The sequence below is a fragment of the Streptomyces hawaiiensis genome (assembly GCF_004803895.1).
Classification (GTDB): Bacteria; Actinomycetota; Actinomycetes; order Streptomycetales; family Streptomycetaceae; genus Streptomyces; species Streptomyces hawaiiensis.
Genome location: NZ_CP021978.1, coordinates 2,916,701 through 2,933,041, shown reverse-complemented (window position 1 = coordinate 2,933,041; position 16,341 = coordinate 2,916,701). Strand labels below are relative to the sequence as shown.

17 protein-coding genes and 1 pseudogene are annotated in these 16,341 nt (G+C 70.3%); 12 read left to right on the top strand and 6 right to left on the bottom strand.

Features of this window, described 5'->3' with window-relative positions:
- The first annotated feature begins 9 nt into the window (after positions 1–9).
- From CEB94_RS13540 to CEB94_RS13510, 7 genes are all read left to right on the top strand, one after another.
- On the top strand, positions 10–1,146 hold the full coding sequence (locus tag CEB94_RS13540) for a carbohydrate kinase family protein (RefSeq protein ID WP_175432465.1): 1,137 nt from the start codon (positions 10–12) through the stop codon (positions 1,144–1,146).
- A gap of 171 nt (positions 1,147–1,317) precedes the next feature.
- Entirely contained in the window at positions 1,318–2,385 is a 1,068-nt protein-coding gene (locus tag CEB94_RS13535; protein WP_175432464.1) for a PhoH family protein, read from the top strand.
- Between the two features lie 14 nt (positions 2,386–2,399).
- Positions 2,400–2,897: an rRNA maturation RNase YbeY gene (ybeY, locus tag CEB94_RS13530; RefSeq protein ID WP_175432463.1), complete on the top strand. Its 498-nt coding sequence runs from the start codon at positions 2,400–2,402 to the stop codon at positions 2,895–2,897.
- Between the two features lie 7 nt (positions 2,898–2,904).
- Positions 2,905–4,209: a hemolysin family protein gene (locus tag CEB94_RS13525; RefSeq protein ID WP_175432462.1), complete on the top strand. Its 1,305-nt coding sequence runs from the start codon at positions 2,905–2,907 to the stop codon at positions 4,207–4,209.
- The gene (locus CEB94_RS13520; RefSeq protein ID WP_175432461.1) at positions 4,206–4,565 is read left to right on the top strand and encodes an MmcQ/YjbR family DNA-binding protein; all 360 of its coding nucleotides are present in this window, start codon (positions 4,206–4,208) and stop codon (positions 4,563–4,565) included. The genes CEB94_RS13525 and CEB94_RS13520 overlap by 4 nt, the downstream gene beginning before the upstream one ends.
- 20 nt (positions 4,566–4,585) lie before the next feature.
- Positions 4,586–4,939, top strand: coding sequence for a cytidine/deoxycytidylate deaminase family protein (locus CEB94_RS13515; protein ID WP_175432460.1), 354 nt, complete (start codon positions 4,586–4,588; stop codon positions 4,937–4,939).
- Between the two features lie 171 nt (positions 4,940–5,110).
- Entirely contained in the window at positions 5,111–5,587 is a 477-nt protein-coding gene (locus tag CEB94_RS13510; RefSeq protein WP_175432459.1) for a hypothetical protein, read from the top strand.
- A gap of 25 nt (positions 5,588–5,612) precedes the next feature.
- Here CEB94_RS13510 and CEB94_RS13505 read toward each other — a convergent pair whose 3' ends face one another.
- Positions 5,613–5,951, bottom strand: coding sequence for a P-II family nitrogen regulator (locus CEB94_RS13505; RefSeq protein WP_053669183.1), 339 nt, complete (start codon positions 5,949–5,951; stop codon positions 5,613–5,615).
- Positions 5,948–7,258 carry an ammonium transporter gene (locus tag CEB94_RS13500; RefSeq protein ID WP_175432458.1) on the bottom strand — a complete coding sequence of 437 codons (1,311 nt, stop codon included), beginning with the start codon at positions 7,256–7,258 and terminating at the stop codon, positions 5,948–5,950. Before CEB94_RS13500 ends, CEB94_RS13505 begins: the two co-directional genes overlap by 4 nt.
- Positions 7,259–7,418: 160 nt before the next feature.
- Here CEB94_RS13500 and era point away from each other — a divergent pair, with 160 nt between their 5' ends.
- A complete protein-coding gene (gene era, locus CEB94_RS13495) occupies positions 7,419–8,381 on the top strand; it encodes a GTPase Era (protein ID WP_175432457.1) in 963 nt (320 codons plus the stop codon).
- Between the two features lie 338 nt (positions 8,382–8,719).
- Here the strand turns inward: era and CEB94_RS13490 are convergent, their stop codons facing one another.
- Positions 8,720–9,166: an ATP-binding protein gene (locus CEB94_RS13490; protein WP_175432456.1), complete on the bottom strand. Its 447-nt coding sequence runs from the start codon at positions 9,164–9,166 to the stop codon at positions 8,720–8,722.
- Positions 9,167–9,422: 256 nt separating this feature from the next.
- On the opposite strand from CEB94_RS13490, the gene CEB94_RS13485 reads away from it, so the two are divergent.
- The 3 genes from CEB94_RS13485 to CEB94_RS13475 are packed head-to-tail and all read left to right on the top strand — an operon-like array spanning position 9,423 to position 11,408.
- Entirely contained in the window at positions 9,423–10,295 is an 873-nt protein-coding gene (locus CEB94_RS13485) for a helix-turn-helix domain-containing protein (RefSeq protein ID WP_175432455.1), read from the top strand.
- Positions 10,292–10,543 carry a DUF397 domain-containing protein gene (locus tag CEB94_RS13480; RefSeq protein WP_175432454.1) on the top strand — a complete coding sequence of 84 codons (252 nt, stop codon included), beginning with the start codon at positions 10,292–10,294 and terminating at the stop codon, positions 10,541–10,543. The genes CEB94_RS13485 and CEB94_RS13480 overlap by 4 nt, the downstream gene beginning before the upstream one ends.
- 52 nt (positions 10,544–10,595) lie before the next feature.
- A complete protein-coding gene (locus tag CEB94_RS13475; protein WP_175432453.1) occupies positions 10,596–11,408 on the top strand; it encodes an SAM-dependent methyltransferase in 813 nt (270 codons plus the stop codon).
- Here CEB94_RS13475 and CEB94_RS13470 read toward each other — a convergent pair.
- The 3 genes and pseudogenes from CEB94_RS13470 to CEB94_RS13460 form a co-directional block, all read right to left on the bottom strand.
- Positions 11,398–12,732, bottom strand: a complete 1,335-nt coding sequence (locus CEB94_RS13470) for a GH1 family beta-glucosidase (protein ID WP_175432452.1) — start codon at positions 12,730–12,732, stop codon at positions 11,398–11,400. The genes CEB94_RS13475 and CEB94_RS13470 overlap by 11 nt on opposite strands.
- Before the next feature lie 46 nt (positions 12,733–12,778).
- Positions 12,779–13,044 (bottom strand): annotated as a pseudogene (locus tag CEB94_RS13465) (protealysin inhibitor emfourin).
- A 20-nt stretch (positions 13,045–13,064) separates the two neighbouring features.
- Positions 13,065–14,126, bottom strand: a complete 1,062-nt coding sequence (locus CEB94_RS13460; protein WP_175432451.1) for a M4 family metallopeptidase — start codon at positions 14,124–14,126, stop codon at positions 13,065–13,067.
- 323 nt (positions 14,127–14,449) lie between these two features.
- On the opposite strand from CEB94_RS13460, the gene leuA reads away from it, so the two are divergent.
- On the top strand, positions 14,450–16,171 hold the full coding sequence (gene leuA, locus CEB94_RS13455; RefSeq protein WP_175432450.1) for a 2-isopropylmalate synthase: 1,722 nt from the start codon (positions 14,450–14,452) through the stop codon (positions 16,169–16,171).
- Positions 16,172–16,341: the final 170 nt, after the last annotated feature.

Genomic DNA, 16,341 nt, shown 5'->3' with positions numbered 1-16,341 from the left:
GAGCGCATCGTGATCGCGTCCACCGCACCGGCCGGAAAGGGACCGGCCGGAAAGGGATCGCACCGCCAGAGCCAGGTCGATCCCCTCGCCCCCCTGCGCACACCGGACGACCCGCCCTGGGACGTCTACCTCACCGGCACCGTCTTCCTGGACATCATCTTCACCGGCCTCGACTCCGCCCCGGTGCGCGGCACGGAGTCCTGGGCGCGCGGGATGGGGTCGAGCCCCGGCGGCGTCGCCAACATGGCCACCGCCCTGGCCCGCCTCGGCCTGCGCACGTCCCTCGCGGCGGCCTTCGGCGACGACCACTACGGCGACTACTGCTGGGACGCCCTGGAGCACGGCGAGGGCATCGACCTCTCCCCGTCGCGCACGGTGCCCGGCTGGCACTCCCCGGTGACCGTCTCCATGGCCTACGAGGGAGAGCGCACGATGGTCTCGCACGGCCACGAGCCGCCCCCCGAGGAGCCCGCACCCGCCTGCCCGCCCCGCGCGCGTGCCGCCGTCGCCTCCCTCGCGCCCGGCGTGAGCGCGCCCTGGATCGCCCAGGCCGCGAGCAAGGGCACCCGCGTGTTCGGCGACGTCGGCTGGGACGACACCGGGGCGTGGGATCTGGCGGCGCTGCCCGACCTGCGGCACTGCGAGGCGTTCCTGCCGAACGCTCAGGAGGCGATGCGGTACACGGGCGCGGACTGCCCCCGGGCCGCCGCACACGCCCTGACCGCGTACGTGCCGCTCGCGGTGGTCACCCTCGGGGCGGACGGGGCGTATGCGGTGGACCGGCGTACGGGGGAGACGGCGGAGGTGCCGGCCATCGCGGTCGAGGCGCTCGATCCGACCGGGGCCGGTGACGTGTTCGTCGCCGGGTTCGTGGCCGGGACGCTGGCGGACTGGCCGCTGGCCGACCGGCTGGCCTTCGCCGGGCTGACGGCGGCGCTGTCGGTGCAGGAGTTCGGGGGGTCGCTGTCGGCGCCGGGGTGGTCGGAGATCGCGGCGTGGTGGCGGAAGGTGCAGTCGGTCCAGGGGCAGTCACCGGTGGCGTTGGAGAGGTACGGGTTCCTGGCGGGGCTCGTGTCGGAGGAACTGGTCAGGCCTTGGCCGCTGCGGCGTGCCGTCCCCACGATCGGCTTTCGGCGCTCGGCGTGACGCCCCGGCCCGCCAGGGAGGCCGCCCCCTGGGCCCCCGGCACCCCGTTTCCAACCCGCCCCCAAAACCCCTACGGCGTTGTCACTCCCCCGTCGTACCCTGGGAATCGCGAGGCCGCCCTCAGCTGTGCGGCCATGACGAGGAGGAACCGCAGGCCTTCAGCGCCGGCCCATGACTCAGACACCCACAGCCCACACCCCCGCGCAGGAGCAGGCGAGAGCGCGGTTCACCGTCCCCGCCCAGCACCCCATGGTGACCGTGCTGGGGTCCGGCGACTCCCTCCTGCGCGTGATCGAGAAGGCCTTCCCGGCGGCCGACATCCACGTCCGGGGCAACGAGATCAGCGCGATCGGCGACCCGAAGGACGTCGCCCTCATTTCGCGCGTGTTCGACGAGATGATGCTGGTGCTCCGCACCGGGCAGCCGATGACGGAGGACGCAGTGGAACGCTCGATCGCCATGCTCAAGGCGAGCGACAACGGCGAGAGCGACGGCCAGGAGACCCCGGCCGAGGTGCTCACGCAGAACATCCTGTCCTCGCGCGGCCGCACGATCCGCCCCAAGACGCTCAACCAGAAGCGCTACGTCGACGCGATCGACAAGCACACGATCGTCTTCGGCATCGGCCCGGCGGGCACCGGCAAGACGTACCTGGCGATGGCCAAGGCGGTGCAGGCCCTGCAGTCCAAGCAGGTCAACCGCATCATCCTGACCCGCCCCGCGGTCGAGGCGGGAGAGCGGCTCGGCTTCCTCCCGGGCACCCTCTACGAGAAGATCGACCCCTACCTGCGCCCGCTCTACGACGCGCTGCACGACATGCTCGACCCGGACTCGATCCCGCGGCTGATGGCGGCGGGCACGATCGAGGTGGCGCCGCTGGCATACATGCGTGGTCGTACGCTCAACGACGCCTTCATCATCCTGGACGAGGCCCAGAACACCAGCCCCGAGCAGATGAAGATGTTCCTCACCCGCCTCGGCTTCGAGTCGAAGATCGTGATCACGGGTGACGTGACGCAGGTCGACCTTCCCGACGGGACGAAGAGCGGTCTGCGCCAGGTGCAGGACATCCTGGACGGCGTCGAGGACGTCCACTTCTCCCGGCTGTCGTCCCAGGACGTCGTCCGGCACAAGCTGGTGGGCCGTATCGTCGACGCGTACGAGAAGTACGACACCACGCACGGCACCCAGAACGGCGCGCACAACAGCCGCGGCAAGTCCGGGCACAAGGGGAAGTAGACACACACAGCACCATGTCGATCGACGTCAACAACGAGTCCGGCACCGAGGTCGACGAGCAGGCGATCCTCGACATCGCCCGCTACGCGCTCGCTCGGATGCGCATCCACCCGCTTTCCGAGCTCTCGGTGATCGTCGTGGACGCCGACGCCATGGAGCAGCTCCACATCCAGTGGATGGACCTCCCGGGTCCGACGGATGTCATGTCCTTCCCCATGGACGAGCTGCGCCCGCCGTCCAAGGACGACGACGAGCCGCCGCAGGGTCTGCTCGGCGACATCGTGCTGTGCCCGGAGGTCGCCGAGAAACAGGGCAAGGAAGCCGACACGCAGCACACCATGGACGAGGAGCTCCAGTTGCTCACCGTCCACGGCGTGCTGCACCTGCTGGGCTACGACCATGAGGAACCGGACGAGAAGGCCGAGATGTTCGGCCTCCAGGCGGCCATCGTGGACGGCTGGCGCGCGGAGCGGGGCCTGACCGGCCCGTCCCCGGCGCCGACGGTCTCTTAAGCCACCGATGAATCCGCAACTCGCCCTGGGCGCCATCGCCCTGGTCGTCGTGGCCTGGCTCGCCGCCTGCGCGGAGGCGGGCCTCGCGCGCGTCTCCAGCTTCCGCGCCGAGGAGGCCGTGCGCTCCGGCCGCCGCGGCAGCGCCAAGCTCTCCCAGGTCGCCGCCGACCCGACGCGCTACCTGAACGTGGCGCTGCTGGTCCGCGTCGCCTGCGAGATGGCCGCCGCCGCGCTGATCACCTACGGGTGCCTCCAGGAGTTCGACGGCACCACCGAGGCCCTGCTGGTCGCCATCGCGGTCATGGTCCTCGTGTCGTACGTCGCCGTCGGGGTCTCCCCGCGCACCATCGGCCGGCAGCACCCGCTGAACACAGCGACGGTCTCGGCCTACGTCCTGGTGCCGCTGGCCCGGATCATGGGCCCGATCCCGTCGCTGCTGATCCTCATCGGCAACGCGCTCACACCCGGCAAGGGCTTCCGCCGCGGCCCCTTCGCCTCCGAGGCGGAGCTGCGCGCGCTGGTCGACCTCGCCGAGAAGGAGTCCCTCATCGAGGACGAGGAGCGCCGCATGGTGCACTCGGTCTTCGAGCTGGGCGACACCCTCGTCCGCGAGGTCATGGTCCCGCGCACGGACCTGGTGGTGATCGAGCGCTTCAAGACCATCCGCCAGGCCCTCACCCTCGCCCTGCGCTCCGGCTTCTCGCGCATCCCGGTGACCGGGGAGAGCGAGGACGACATCGTCGGGATCGTGTATCTGAAGGACCTGGTCCGCAAGACGCACATCAGCCGCGACGCCGAGTCCGAGCAGGTGTCCACGACCATGCGCCCGGCGTTCTTCGTGCCCGACACCAAGAACGCCGGCGACCTGCTGCGCGAGATGCAGAAGGAACGCAACCACGTCGCCGTCGTCATCGACGAGTACGGCGGCACGGCCGGCATCGTCACCATCGAGGACATCCTCGAGGAGATCGTCGGCGAGATCACCGACGAGTACGACCGTGAACTGCCCCCGGTCGAGAAGCTCGGCGAGGACCGCTTCCGCGTCACGGCCCGCCTGGACATCGGCGACCTGGGCGAGCTGTACGGCCTCGAGGAGTACGACGACGAGGACGTCGAGACGGTCGGCGGTCTGCTGGCCAAGGCGCTGGGCCGCGTCCCCATCGCGGGTGCCTCGTCCATCGTGGACCTGCCCGACGGCCGGGAGCTGCGCCTGACCGCGGAGGCCGCCGCCGGTCGCCGGAACAAGATCGTGACGGTGCTGGCGGAGCCGGCGGGCCGGGCGGACCCGCCGAAGGAGGAGAAGCCGGAATGACCCCGCGGGAACTGCGCGCGTTCTGCCTGTCCTTCAACGCGGCGGTGGAGGACTTCCCGTTCAGCCCGGAGATCTCGGTCTTCAAGGTGCGGGGCAAGCTCTTCGCCCTGTCGCACCTCGACGCGCGCCCGCTGAAGGCCAACCTCAAGTGCGACCCGGAGGAGGCGATCCGCCTGCGCGGCGAGCACGAGGGGCTGATCGTGCCGGGTTGGCACATGAACAAGCGTCACTGGAACACGGTCACGGTCGACGGCGACCTCCCGGACCGGCTGGTCCGGGAGCTCATCGAGGACTCCTACGACTTGGTCGTCGCGGGCCTGCCCCGAGCGGACCGCCTGCGCCTCGACCGCTCCTGACGCTTCCGTATGCTCGGATCATGACCGACAGCAGCGCGCTCGACCCCGAGGACCGCAAGATCGTCACCCTGGCCCGTTCCGCGCGGGCCCGCAACGGCGTGCCCGAGGGCGCGGCCGTACGGGACGAGACCGGACGCACCTATGTCGCGGGCACCGTGGCCCTCGACTCCCTGAAGCTCAGTGCCCTGCAGACGGCGGTGGCGATGGCGGTGGCCTCGGGCGCGACGTCCTTGGAGGCGGCGGCCGTCGTGACCGAGGCGGAGACCGCGTCCGCGCAGGACCGGGCGGCGGTACGGGATCTCGGCAGCGCCGGGACGCCGGTACTGGTGGCCGGGCCCGACGGGACGGTCCGCGTCACCCTGACCGCCGGCTGAACTTCGCTGTAACCGCCGGTAATTAGGCCAGTTTTCAACCTTGCCGCCCCCTGCCTCACGCGCATCAATGGAACCGTAAATTCCGACGGACCGTCAGGTTCGGCCCTCGCGCAGCGTGCCCGCACTCACCTGCCGAGCGGTCCCCCCACACGGAAACGGAGCCGGAATCCCATGAGATGCAAGCGAATCGGAGCAGGTGCCGCACTGGCGGCCGGGGCCCTCGCGGTCACCGGGCTCGCCTTCGCCCCCGCGGCCCTCGCCGTCACCCCCCAGACGGCGACGATCAGCGCGGACTGCGGCACCTTCGGCAGTGGCGAGGCCACCCTCACGGCCACGCAGGACGGCACCGCCGCCACCCTCACCGTCAAGTCCTCCGCGATCACGGCGCCCATCGCGCTGGGAGAGGACTCGATCTCGTCCACCCTCACCCTGGTGAAGAGCGGCGGCGGCACCGTCGACTTCACCGCCACAAAGAACCCGGCGATGGCCGCCGGCGCCCCCGTGGAGGTCGGTCCCCTCGACGGCACCGTGGCCTCGGGCGACAGCCTCGAGGCCTTCGGCGGCTCGCTGAAGATGACCGTCTTCGGTATCACCATCACCTGCACGGCGACCGGGCCGCAGTCACCGGGCCCGTTCGTGTTCGACTGAGAACGAAAGCGGCGCGGCCCCGGTGTCAGAGCGCGTCGGGGCCGCGCTCGCCCGTCCGCACCCGCACGACCGTGTCGACGGGCAGCGCCCACACCTTGCCGTCGCCGATCTTGCCGGTGTGCGCGGCCTTCACGACCGCGTCGATGACGGCCTCGGCGTCCGCGTCCTCGACGACGACCTCGATCCGGACCTTGGGTACGAGGTCGACCTGGTACTCGGCGCCGCGGTACACCTCGGTGTGGCCGCGCTGCCGGCCGTAGCCGCTGGCCTCGCTGACGGTCAGGCCGTGCACGCCGAGTTCCTGCAGGGCGTTCTTGACCTCGTCGAGTCGGTACGGCTTGACGATCGCGGTGATGAGCTTCATGCCTGGGGGGTGACCTTCTGGGCGTGGGGGACGACGGAGGAGGAGACCGGGGCGCCGTGGCCCAGGACCCCGTGATCGTAGGCCGTCTCGGCGTGCACCGTAAGGTCCAGGCCGGTCTGCTCCTGCTCCTCACTGGCGCGCAGGCCCATCGTGGCGTCGATCAGCCTGGCGATGCCGTACGTCACGCCGAACGCGTACACGGCCACCACGACCACGGCCACCAACTGCTTGCCGAGCTGACCGAGGCCGCCGCCGTAGAGGAGGCCCTCGGCGCCGCCGGTCATCGACTCGACGGCGAAGACGCCGATGAGGAGCGTGCCGACGACCCCGCCGACCAGGTGGACGCCGACGACGTCCAGGGAGTCGTCGTAGTTCAGCTTGAACTTCCAGCTCACGGCGTACGAGCAGACGACGCCGGCGGCGAGGCCGACGACCAGGGCGCCCAGCAGCGAGACGGACCCGCAGGACGGGGTGATGGCGACCAGGCCCGCGACCGCGCCGGAGGCGGCGCCGAGGGTCGTGGGGTGGCCGTCGCGCTTCTGCTCCACGAAGAGCCAGCCGAGCAGGCCGGTGCAGCCCGCGGCGAGGGTGTTGAGGAACGCGGCGGCCGCGAGACCGTTGGCGCCGAGCGCGGAGCCGGCGTTGAAGCCGAACCAGCCGAACCAGAGCAGACCGGCGCCCAGCATCACCATGGGCAGGTTGTGCGGGCGCATGGCGTCCTTCTTGAAGCCCATGCGCGGGCCCAGGACCAGGCACAACGCCAGCCCCGAGGCGCCGGAGACGATCTCCACGGGCAGCCCGCCGGCGAAGTCCAGGGCCCCCAGCCTCTCCAGGATCCAGCCGCCCGGGCCCCACACCCAGTGCGCGACCGGAACGTATACGAGCAGCGCCCACACCGGCACGAAGACCAGCCAGGCCCCGAACTTCGCCCGGTCGGCGACCGCGCCGCTGACCAGTGCGGCCGTGACGATCGCGAAGGTGAGCTGGAAGGTGGCGAAGAGGAGGGTGGGAACCGTGCCCTGGACGCTGTCCGGGCCGAGGCCGCTCATCCCGGCGTGGTCGAGCCCGCCGATGAGACCCCCTGCCGCGTCCTCACCGAAGGCCAGGGAGTAGCCGGCGGCCAGCCACACCACGGTGACCAGGGCGATCGACACGAAGCTCATCATCAGCATGTTGAGCACGCTCTTCGTGCGGACCATGCCGCCGTAGAACAGGGCCAGGCCCGGGGTCATCAGCAGGACGAGGGCGGTGGCGGCGAGCAGCCAGGCGGTGTCGCCGGTGTCGGCGGTTGCGGCGGCCAGAGGCACGGTGTCTCCAACGGGTGGGGGCTCCGGGGGCTCGTCAGAGGTTCACCGGCCTGCGTTTCCGGTCGCGTACGGGTGTGTTTCCGTGACGTTTCGTTGCGTAAGGGTTTCGGGAAGCTCACGAGGCACGTCCGGTACGGGGCGGCTCCGTGGATCAGGGACAATGGGCGCCATGAGCGTTCGTACCCAGTCATCCGAAGAGCCCGCCGGAGCTGTCCACCGGGCCGGCTTCGCCTGCTTCGTGGGCCGTCCCAACGCGGGCAAGTCCACTCTCACGAATGCTCTGGTCGGCCAGAAGGTGGCGATCACGGCGAACCAGCCGCAGACGACGCGGCACACCGTGCGGGGCATCGTGCACCGGCCGGACGCCCAGCTGATCCTGGTCGACACCCCGGGGCTGCACAAGCCGCGCACACTGCTGGGCGAGCGGCTCAACGACATCGTGCGCACGACGTGGGCCGAGGTCGACGTGATCGGCTTCTGTCTGCCGGCGAACGAGAAGCTCGGTCCCGGCGACCGCTTCATCGCTAAGGAACTGGCGTCCATCAAGAAGACGCCCAAGATCGCGATCGTCACCAAGACCGACCTCGTGGACAGCAAGACGCTCGCCGAGCAGCTCATCGCGATCGACCAGCTCGGCAAGGAACTCGGCTTCGAGTGGGCCGAGATCGTGCCGGTCTCGGCCGTCGCCGACACGCAGGTGGACCTGCTGGCCGACCTGCTCGTCCCGCTCCTCCCGGAGGGCCCCGCCCTCTACCCCGAGGGCGACCTGACCGACGAGCCCGAGCAGGTCATGATCGCGGAACTGATCCGCGAGGCCGCGCTGGAGGGCGTCCGCGACGAGCTGCCGCACTCCATCGCCGTCGTCGTCGAGGAGATGCTCCCCCGCGAGGACCGCCCCGCCGACAAGCCCCTCCTCGACATCCACGCCTTCGTCTACATCGAGCGCCCCAGCCAGAAGGGCATCATCATCGGCCCCAAGGGCAAGCGCCTGAAGGAGGTCGGCATCAAGTCCCGCAAGCAGATCGAGGCCCTTCTGGGCACACCGGTCTTCCTGGACCTCCACGTGAAGGTCGCCAAGGACTGGCAGCGGGATCCGCGGCAGTTGCGCAAGCTGGGGTTCTGAGTCGTAGTGCGTGGGTCGTCGGGGCGGCTTGGGTGTGGTGGTGTTGCTGGGCACGCCGGCTGCGCGGCGGTAGCCGCATGTCGATGCAGCCTGGACCTCCACGTGAAGGTCGCCAAGGACTGGCAGCGGGATCCGCGGCAGTTGCGCAAGCTGGGGTTCTGAGTCGTAGTGCGTGGGTCGTCGGGGCGGCTTGGGTGTGGTGGTGTTGCTGGGCACGCCGGCTGCGCGGCGGTAGCCGCATGTCGATGCAGCCTGGACCTCCACGTGAAGGTCGCCAAGGACTGGCAGCGGGACCCGCGGCAGTTGCGCAAGCTGGGGTTCTGAGGTTCCTCAGCGCTTCACAGCGGCCTTCCGAGGCTCGCCCACACCGCGTTGCCGCCCGTGAGGGTCGAGCGGGTGATGCCCCAGCTGTCCGCTATCTCGCGTACGAGCAGCAGGCCGCGGCCGTTCTCGTCGTCGAGGCCGGGGCAACGGTCGGGGATGCCGCGGCCCGTGAGGTCGCCGTCGTGGACCTCCAGCCGGAAGCGCGCCTGTGTCATCCGCTGCACACCGCACAGGATCCGTTCGCTGAGCGTGTGCAGCACGGCGTTGGTCACCAGCTCGGACACGAGCAGCACGGCGTTCGCGCACACCTCCTCGGGCACCTGCCACGAGGTCAGCCGCGCGCGCAGGGCATGACGGGCGATTCTGACACTCGTCCGCTGCGGCGGCAGCTCCAGCCAGTCTGTGCGGTCCGGGCGCACCGCGTCCGGGAACCGGGGGGTGGATGTCGTGTGGGGGGACACGGCGATCGCCTTCCGTGGGGGGTGGGCGCAGTCAAGGAAGGGGCGAGCGGGCAACGGACCGGCCGGATGGGGGGTTGGTGCTTCCGGAACCCTGGTCACACAAGTAACTATGCTCGCAGAGCAGTTCACGCTGCAACCATCTCCCTGATAATTTCAGAAGGACGGTATCGCCCGGGCCGAGCGATCTGGTGAAACGTTCAAGTCCCCGCAAATTCAGCGGCGATGACGGCGATGACGACCCCTCAGGAGGCACGGCGTGAACGACGCGCGACCAGGCACCGGCGCCGGCGCCCCCACCGTTCTGCGCATGATCCTGGGCCGCCGACTCCAGGAGGCCCGGCAGGGCGCGGGCCTGTCGCTCGACGACGCGGCCAAGGCCCTGCGTGTCACTGCGCTGACCATCCGCCGCCTGGAGAAGGCCGAGGTCGGCCTGAAGATCCTCTACGTCGAGAAGCTGCTGGAGACCTACGGGGCCGGCCGGCAGGAGATCGACGAGTTCGTCACCCTGGCCGAGCGCGCCAACGAGCCCGGCTGGTGGAACCCGTACCGCGATGTGATGCCGTCCTGGTTCACGGCCTACGTGAGCCTGGAGACCGGCGCGAGAACGCTGCGCACCTATGAGCCGCAGTACGTCACGGGCCTGCTCCAGACGCCCGGGTACGCGCGGGCCGTGCTGAGCGGCGGCTTCCCGAACGACGGCGACGACGACCTCGACCGGCGCGTGGAGCTGCGGTTGCGCCGCCAGAGCCTGCTCACGAAGCAGGACGCGCCCACGCTGTGGGTGGTGATGGAGGAGGCCGTGCTGCACCGGGTGGTGGGCGGCCCCGAGGTGATGCGGGAGCAGATCGACCGGCTCCTGGAGGCGTCCGAGCTGGAGCATGTCAGCGTCGACATCGTGCCGTTCGGCGCGGGCGCCCACGTCGGGGCGTGCGCGCCGTTCACCTACTTCCGGTTCGAGGAGCGGGAGCTGCCCGACATCGTCTACAGCGAGATCCTCTCCGCCTCCGTCTACCTCGACCAGCGTGCGGACGTCATGGCCCATCTGGAGGCGCACAACCGGCTGTCGCTGAAGACCTCGTCCGCGGACAGCAAGGCGCTGTTGAACCGCATGCGGAAGGAGTACTCATGACCATCACCGAGGGTGCCGTGTACAACGGGATGCCCGCCTCGGACCTCGGCGAGCAGGGCTGGGAGCGTCCGTGGAGCGGCCCCAACGGGGGCCAGTGCGTGGAGACGAAGCAGCTCGCCGACGGCCGTGTGGCCGTGCGCCAGTCGGCCGATCCCGCCGGCCCGGCGCTGATCTACACGCCCGAGGAGATCACCGCGTTCGTCACGGGGGTCAAGCAGGGCCTCGCCGACCACCTGACGGCCCGCTGACGCCCCACCGGACCACACTCGCACCACCACCCCCCACCGAGAGGCACCCCCCATGAGCACCTCGCACGCCGCGCGGGACATCGACACCAGCAGGCCGCACTCCGCCCGCATGTACGACTACTACCTCGGCGGCAAGGACCACTTCGAGGTCGACAAGCAGGCGGCCGAGCGGGTCGCCGAGGCCTACCCCGCCATCTTCGTGTGCGCCCGCGAGAACCGGGCCTTCATGCACCGCGCCACCCGCGTCCTCGCCCGCGAGCACGGCATCCGCCAGTGGCTGGACATCGGCACCGGCATTCCGACCGAGCCCAACCTCCACCAGGTCGCCCAGTCCGTCGTCCCGGACGCCCGGGTGGTCTACGCCGACAACGACCCGCTCGTGCTCAAGTACGCCGAGCGCCTGATGCGCAGCACCTCCGAGGGCCGCACCACCTACATCGAGGCCGACGTCAACGACCCGCAGTCGCTGCTGAACGCGCCCGAGCTGGCCCAGATCCTGGACCTGGACCGTCCGGTCGCGCTGTCCCTCAACGCCCTGATGCACTTCGTCACCGACGCCCAGGACCCTTACGGCATAGTGCGCCGCCTGCTGGACGTGCTGCCCTCGGGCAGCGCCCTGGCGCTGAGCCACTGCACACCCGACTTCGACCCCGAGACCTGGCAGAAGGTCACCGACATCTACACCTCGGCCGGCACGCCGGTGCGGTTCCGCTCCCAGAAGGACGTCGCCCGCTTCTTCGACGGCCTGGACCTGCTGGAGCCGGGCGTCGCGGTCGGCCACCGCTGGCGCCCGGACGCCGTCGAGGGCGACGCCCCGACCGACGCCGAGGTCAGCCTGTGGACCGGGGTGGGCATCAAGCCGTAGGACCCTGCGCCCTCAGCAGCTCCCGGTACCAGTGGTACGACGCCTTCGGGGTCCGCTCCAGGGTGGCGAAGTCGACGTGGACCAGGCCGAAGCGGCGTGCGTAGCCCTCCGCCCACTCGAAGTTGTCGAGCAGGGACCACACGAAGTAGCCGCGCACGTCGACGCCCGCCGCCACGGCCCGGTGCAGGGCCCGGACGTGGCCGTCCAGGTAGGCGACGCGGTCCTGGTCGTCGACGCCCGGGTACGCGCAGCCGTTCTCGGTGATGACGACGGGCGGGAGCCGGTCGCCGTAGCGGTCGCGGAAGGTGGTGAGGAGCTCGGTGAGGCCCTCGGGGACGACCGGCCAGCCGAAGTCCGTGACCGGGTGGCCCTCGATCTCCCGCACGGAGAAGGGCAGTTCGGCGGGCATGGTGACGCCGCCGAACTCGATCTCCGCACCCTGCGGGGCACCCACCCTGGTCGGGGCGTAGTAGTTGATCCCGTACCAGTCGAGCGGCTCGGCGATCACCTTCAGGTCGGCCTCGACGTCCCCCGGCATCAGCTCGCCGATGCCGTCCGGGTACCGGCCCAGCAGCAGCGGGTCCGCGAACAGCCGGTTCAGCAGCAGGTCGTAGAACTCCGCCGCCTCCATGTCCGCCGCCTCGGTCGACGCCGCCCAGGTCGGGCCGTGCGAGTTGGCGATGCCGATGTCCGTGGCACCCGAGGCGCGCAGGGCCCGGACGGCCAGGCCGTGGGCGAGCAGCTGGTGGTGGGCGGCCGGCAGCGCGTCGAACAGCAGCCGCTTCCCCGGTGCGTGCACACCCAGGGCGTGGCCGAGCAGGGTGTGCTCGGCGGGCTCGTTCAGGGTGATCCACTTCGTCACGCGGTCGCCCAGGCGGTCGGCCACGAGAGCCACGTACTCGGCGAAGCGCTCGGCGGTGTCCCGCTCCAGCCAGTCCAGGTCGGCCGGCAGGTCCCAGTGGAACAGCGTCGGCACCGGGCGGACGCCCGCCGCGCACAGGTCGTCCACCAGCCGGTCGTAGAAGTCCAGGCCGTTCTCGGAGCGCACCCGCGGCCAGGAGACCGAGAAGCGGTAGGCGTTCACGCCCAGACCGGCCAGGAGTGCCACGTCCTCGCGGTGGCGGTGGACGTGGTCGCAGGCCACCGACGCCGTCGAGCCGTCCTTCACCCGTCCCGGCGTGGCCGTGAAGGCGTCCCACACGGACGGCTCGCGCTCGTCCGCGGCGCCCTCGATCTGGTGCGCGGACGTCGAGACGCCCCAGAGGAAGCTGGCCGGGAAGCGGGGGATCGGGTTGCCTGCGTCAGTCGCCATGCGCTGGATCATCCGTACCGGCGGTAACGGAAGTCAACGGCCGGGCGGGAAGGAGCTGTTACGCCCCTTCCTTCAGGACCCGCGAGATCAGCTTTCGCTGCTCCTCCGTCAGCCGGGGATCCGCGCAGTACACGGTCTTCCCGTCCACCGTGAGCTGATAGCTGAACCCGTCCGGGACCCCGACCGGCGGCGTGCTCCGGCCGGCGGCGACCGCCCGCTCGGCCAGGGCGTGCCACTCGGGGCATCGGGCCGGCCCGAGGTGTCCACCTCGGCATGCCGCTCGATGCCCGCGAAACCGCCCGTGCGCCTCACCTGAATCCGCATGGCACCTGTCTAGTACGGAACTACAGGGTCCGCACCCCGACCTGCTCCCAGGCCTTCGACACGGCGTCCAGTTCCTCCCCGTCGCCGAACCGCTCCCGGGTGGCCTTCACGGTGAGCGTGGCGAAGTCGACGAACATCGCCTGCTCCTTGAGCTCGCCGCCGGTCAGCACGTCGTACCAGACCTGCCCGGCCCGCTCCCAGGCGTGGCCGCCGAGGGCCGTGGCCGCGAGGTAGAAGGCGTGGTTCGGGATGCCCGAGTTGATGTGGACACCGCCGTTGTCGCGGCCGGTGCGCACGAAGTCGTCCATCGTCGCGGGCTGCGGGTCCTTGCCGAGGACGTCGTCGTCGTACGCCGTGCCCGGCTCCTTCATGGAGCGCAGCGCCGTGCCCGTCACCCGGGGGGCCAGCAGGCCCGCGCCGATCAGCCAGTCGGCCTCGGCGGCGGTCTGGCCGAGCGTGTACTGCTTGATCAGGGCGCCGAAGACATCCGACAGGGACTCGTTGAGCGCGCCCGGCTGGCCGAAGTAGGTGAGGTTGGCCGTGTACTGCGTGACGCCGTGTGCGAGTTCGTGGCCGATGACGTCGATCGGGATGGTGAAGTCGAGGAAGATCTCCCCGTCCCCGTCGCCGAAGACCATCTGCTCGCCGTTCCAGAAGGCGTTGTTGTAGTCCCGCTCGTAGTGCACGGTCGCGTTCAGCGGCAGGCCGCTGCCGTCGATCGAGTCGCGCCGGTACGCCCGCAGGAACAGCTCGAAGGTGGCGCCGAGACCCGCGTAGGCGCGGTTGACGGTGGCGTCCTTGCCGGGCTTGTCGCCCTCGCCGCGGACCTTGTGGCCGGGCAGGTCGGTGCCGTGCCGGGCGTCGTGGATGGTGCGCCGCGGCTTGCCGTCGGCGGCCGCGGCGACGGCGGTCGCGCCGATGACCGTGGTGAGGCGGCGCTGGGTGCGCTCGTAGGCGTCGCGCTGCAGGGTGCGGCGGGCGGGACCGGCGAGCGCGGGGTCCTCGGCCTGGGCGAGCTTGTCGAGGACATGAGGCGGAACGATGGTGCAGAAGACGGGCTCGAAGCCCCCGTGAGACGTCATGCCCGGCACCCTTGCACTGCGTGACGAAACTGTCACTAGACGCCACCATGATTGGTGAAATACCGGGACAGCGACCCTCACGCTCCGTGGCGGAGTGGTATAGCGCACTTTTTGTCCCGTATGTGCTCCCGGTCCCGCATACTGATACGACCCCACGCGCCGGGGAGAGGCTCGGCTAGCATGCTGCGCATCATGCGTTTCGGGCTGCTTCTCCTTAGCTGCCGCGGCGAGGGCCTGTAGTCGAGGCCGACTCCCTCCCCGCGGAGCTTGGTGCTGCGTCGTCGGCCGTCCTTCCGGACACCCTCTGAGGAGCCCTAAGCATCATGGCGAACCGCCAGCAGCCCAGTTCCATGCCGATCCACAAGTACGGCCGCTACGAGCAGGTCGACATCCCGGACCGCGCCTGGCCGCAGAACCGCGTCACCACCGCCCCCCGCTGGCTCTCCACCGACCTGCGTGACGGCAACCAGGCCCTGATCGACCCCATGTCGCCCGCCCGCAAGCGCGCCATGTTCGACCTGCTGGTCAAGATGGGCTACAAGGAGATCGAGGTCGGCTTCCCGGCCTCCGGCCAGACCGACTTCGACTTCGTGCGCTCCATCGTCGAGGAGCCCGGGGCCATCCCGGACGACGTCACCATCTCCGTGCTGACCCAGGCCCGCGAGGACCTGATCGAGCGCACGGTGGAGTCCCTGAAGGGCGCCAAGCGCGCCACGGTCCACCTGTACAACGCCACGGCCCCGGTCTTCCGCAGGGTCGTCTTCCGCGGCTCCAAGGACGACATCAAGCAGATCGCCGTCGACGGCACGCGGCTGGTCATGGAGTACGCCGAGAAGCTGCTGGGTCCCGAGACCGAGTTCGGCTACCAGTACAGCCCCGAGATCTTCACCGACACCGAGCTGGACTTCGCGCTGGAGGTCTGCGAGGCGGTCATGGACGTCTGGCAGCCCGGCCCGGGCCGCGAGATCATCCTCAACCTGCCCGCCACCGTGGAGCGTTCCACGCCCTCCACGCACGCCGACCGCTTCGAGTGGATGGGCCGCAACCTCTCCCGCCGCGAGCACGTCTGCCTGTCGATCCACCCCCACAACGACCGCGGCACCGCCGTCGCCGCCGCCGAGCTGGCCCTGATGGCCGGCGCCGACCGCGTCGAGGGCTGCCTGTTCGGCCAGGGCGAGCGCACCGGCAACGTCGACCTGGTCACCCTGGGCATGAACCTGTTCTCCCAGGGCGTCGACCCGCAGATCGACTTCTCCGACATCGACGAGATCCGTCGCACGTGGGAGTACTGCAACCAGATGGAGGTCCACCCGCGCCACCCGTACGTGGGCGACCTGGTCTACACGTCCTTCTCCGGCTCCCACCAGGACGCCATCAAGAAGGGCTTCGACGCCATGGAGGCCGACGCGGCCGCCCAGGGCGTCACCGTCGACGACATCGAGTGGGCCGTCCCCTACCTGCCGATCGACCCCAAGGACGTCGGCCGCTCCTACGAGGCGGTCATCCGGGTCAACTCGCAGTCCGGCAAGGGCGGTATCGCCTACGTCCTGAAGAACGACCACAAGCTGGAACTGCCGCGCCGGATGCAGATCGAGTTCTCCAAGCTCATCCAGGCGAAGACGGACGCCGAGGGCGGCGAGGTCACGCCGAAGGACATCTGGGCGGTCTTCCAGGACGAGTACCTGCCCAACCCCGAGAACCCGTGGGGCCGGATCCAGGTCAAGAACAACCAGTCGACGACCGACACCGACGGCGTGGACACGCTGAAGGTGGAGGCCACGCTCGACGGCCAGGACACCGTCCTGACCGGTTCGGGCAACGGTCCGATCTCGGCCTTCTTCGACGCCCTGCAGTCCGTCGGCATCGACGTACGCCTGCTGGACTACCAGGAGCACACGATGAGCGAGGGCGCCTCCGCGCAGGCCGCCTCCTACATCGAATGCGCGATCGGCGACAAGGTCCTGTGGGGGATCGGAATCGACGCGAACACCACGCGGGCCTCGCTGAAGGCGGTCGTCTCGGCCGTCAACCGCGCGGCTCGCTGACCAGCCGTACGGGTCTGCGGCCACCGGCCGCTCATGGATGCCGCAGGGGCTCCGTCCGCCGATGTCCGGCGGGTGGAGCCCCGTCGTATACCGGCCATTCCCTGTGGAGGTCACGGAAAGGTCTCCTCCGGGGTGCTGACTCCTCGTCGCTGATGTGGCTAACATCACGC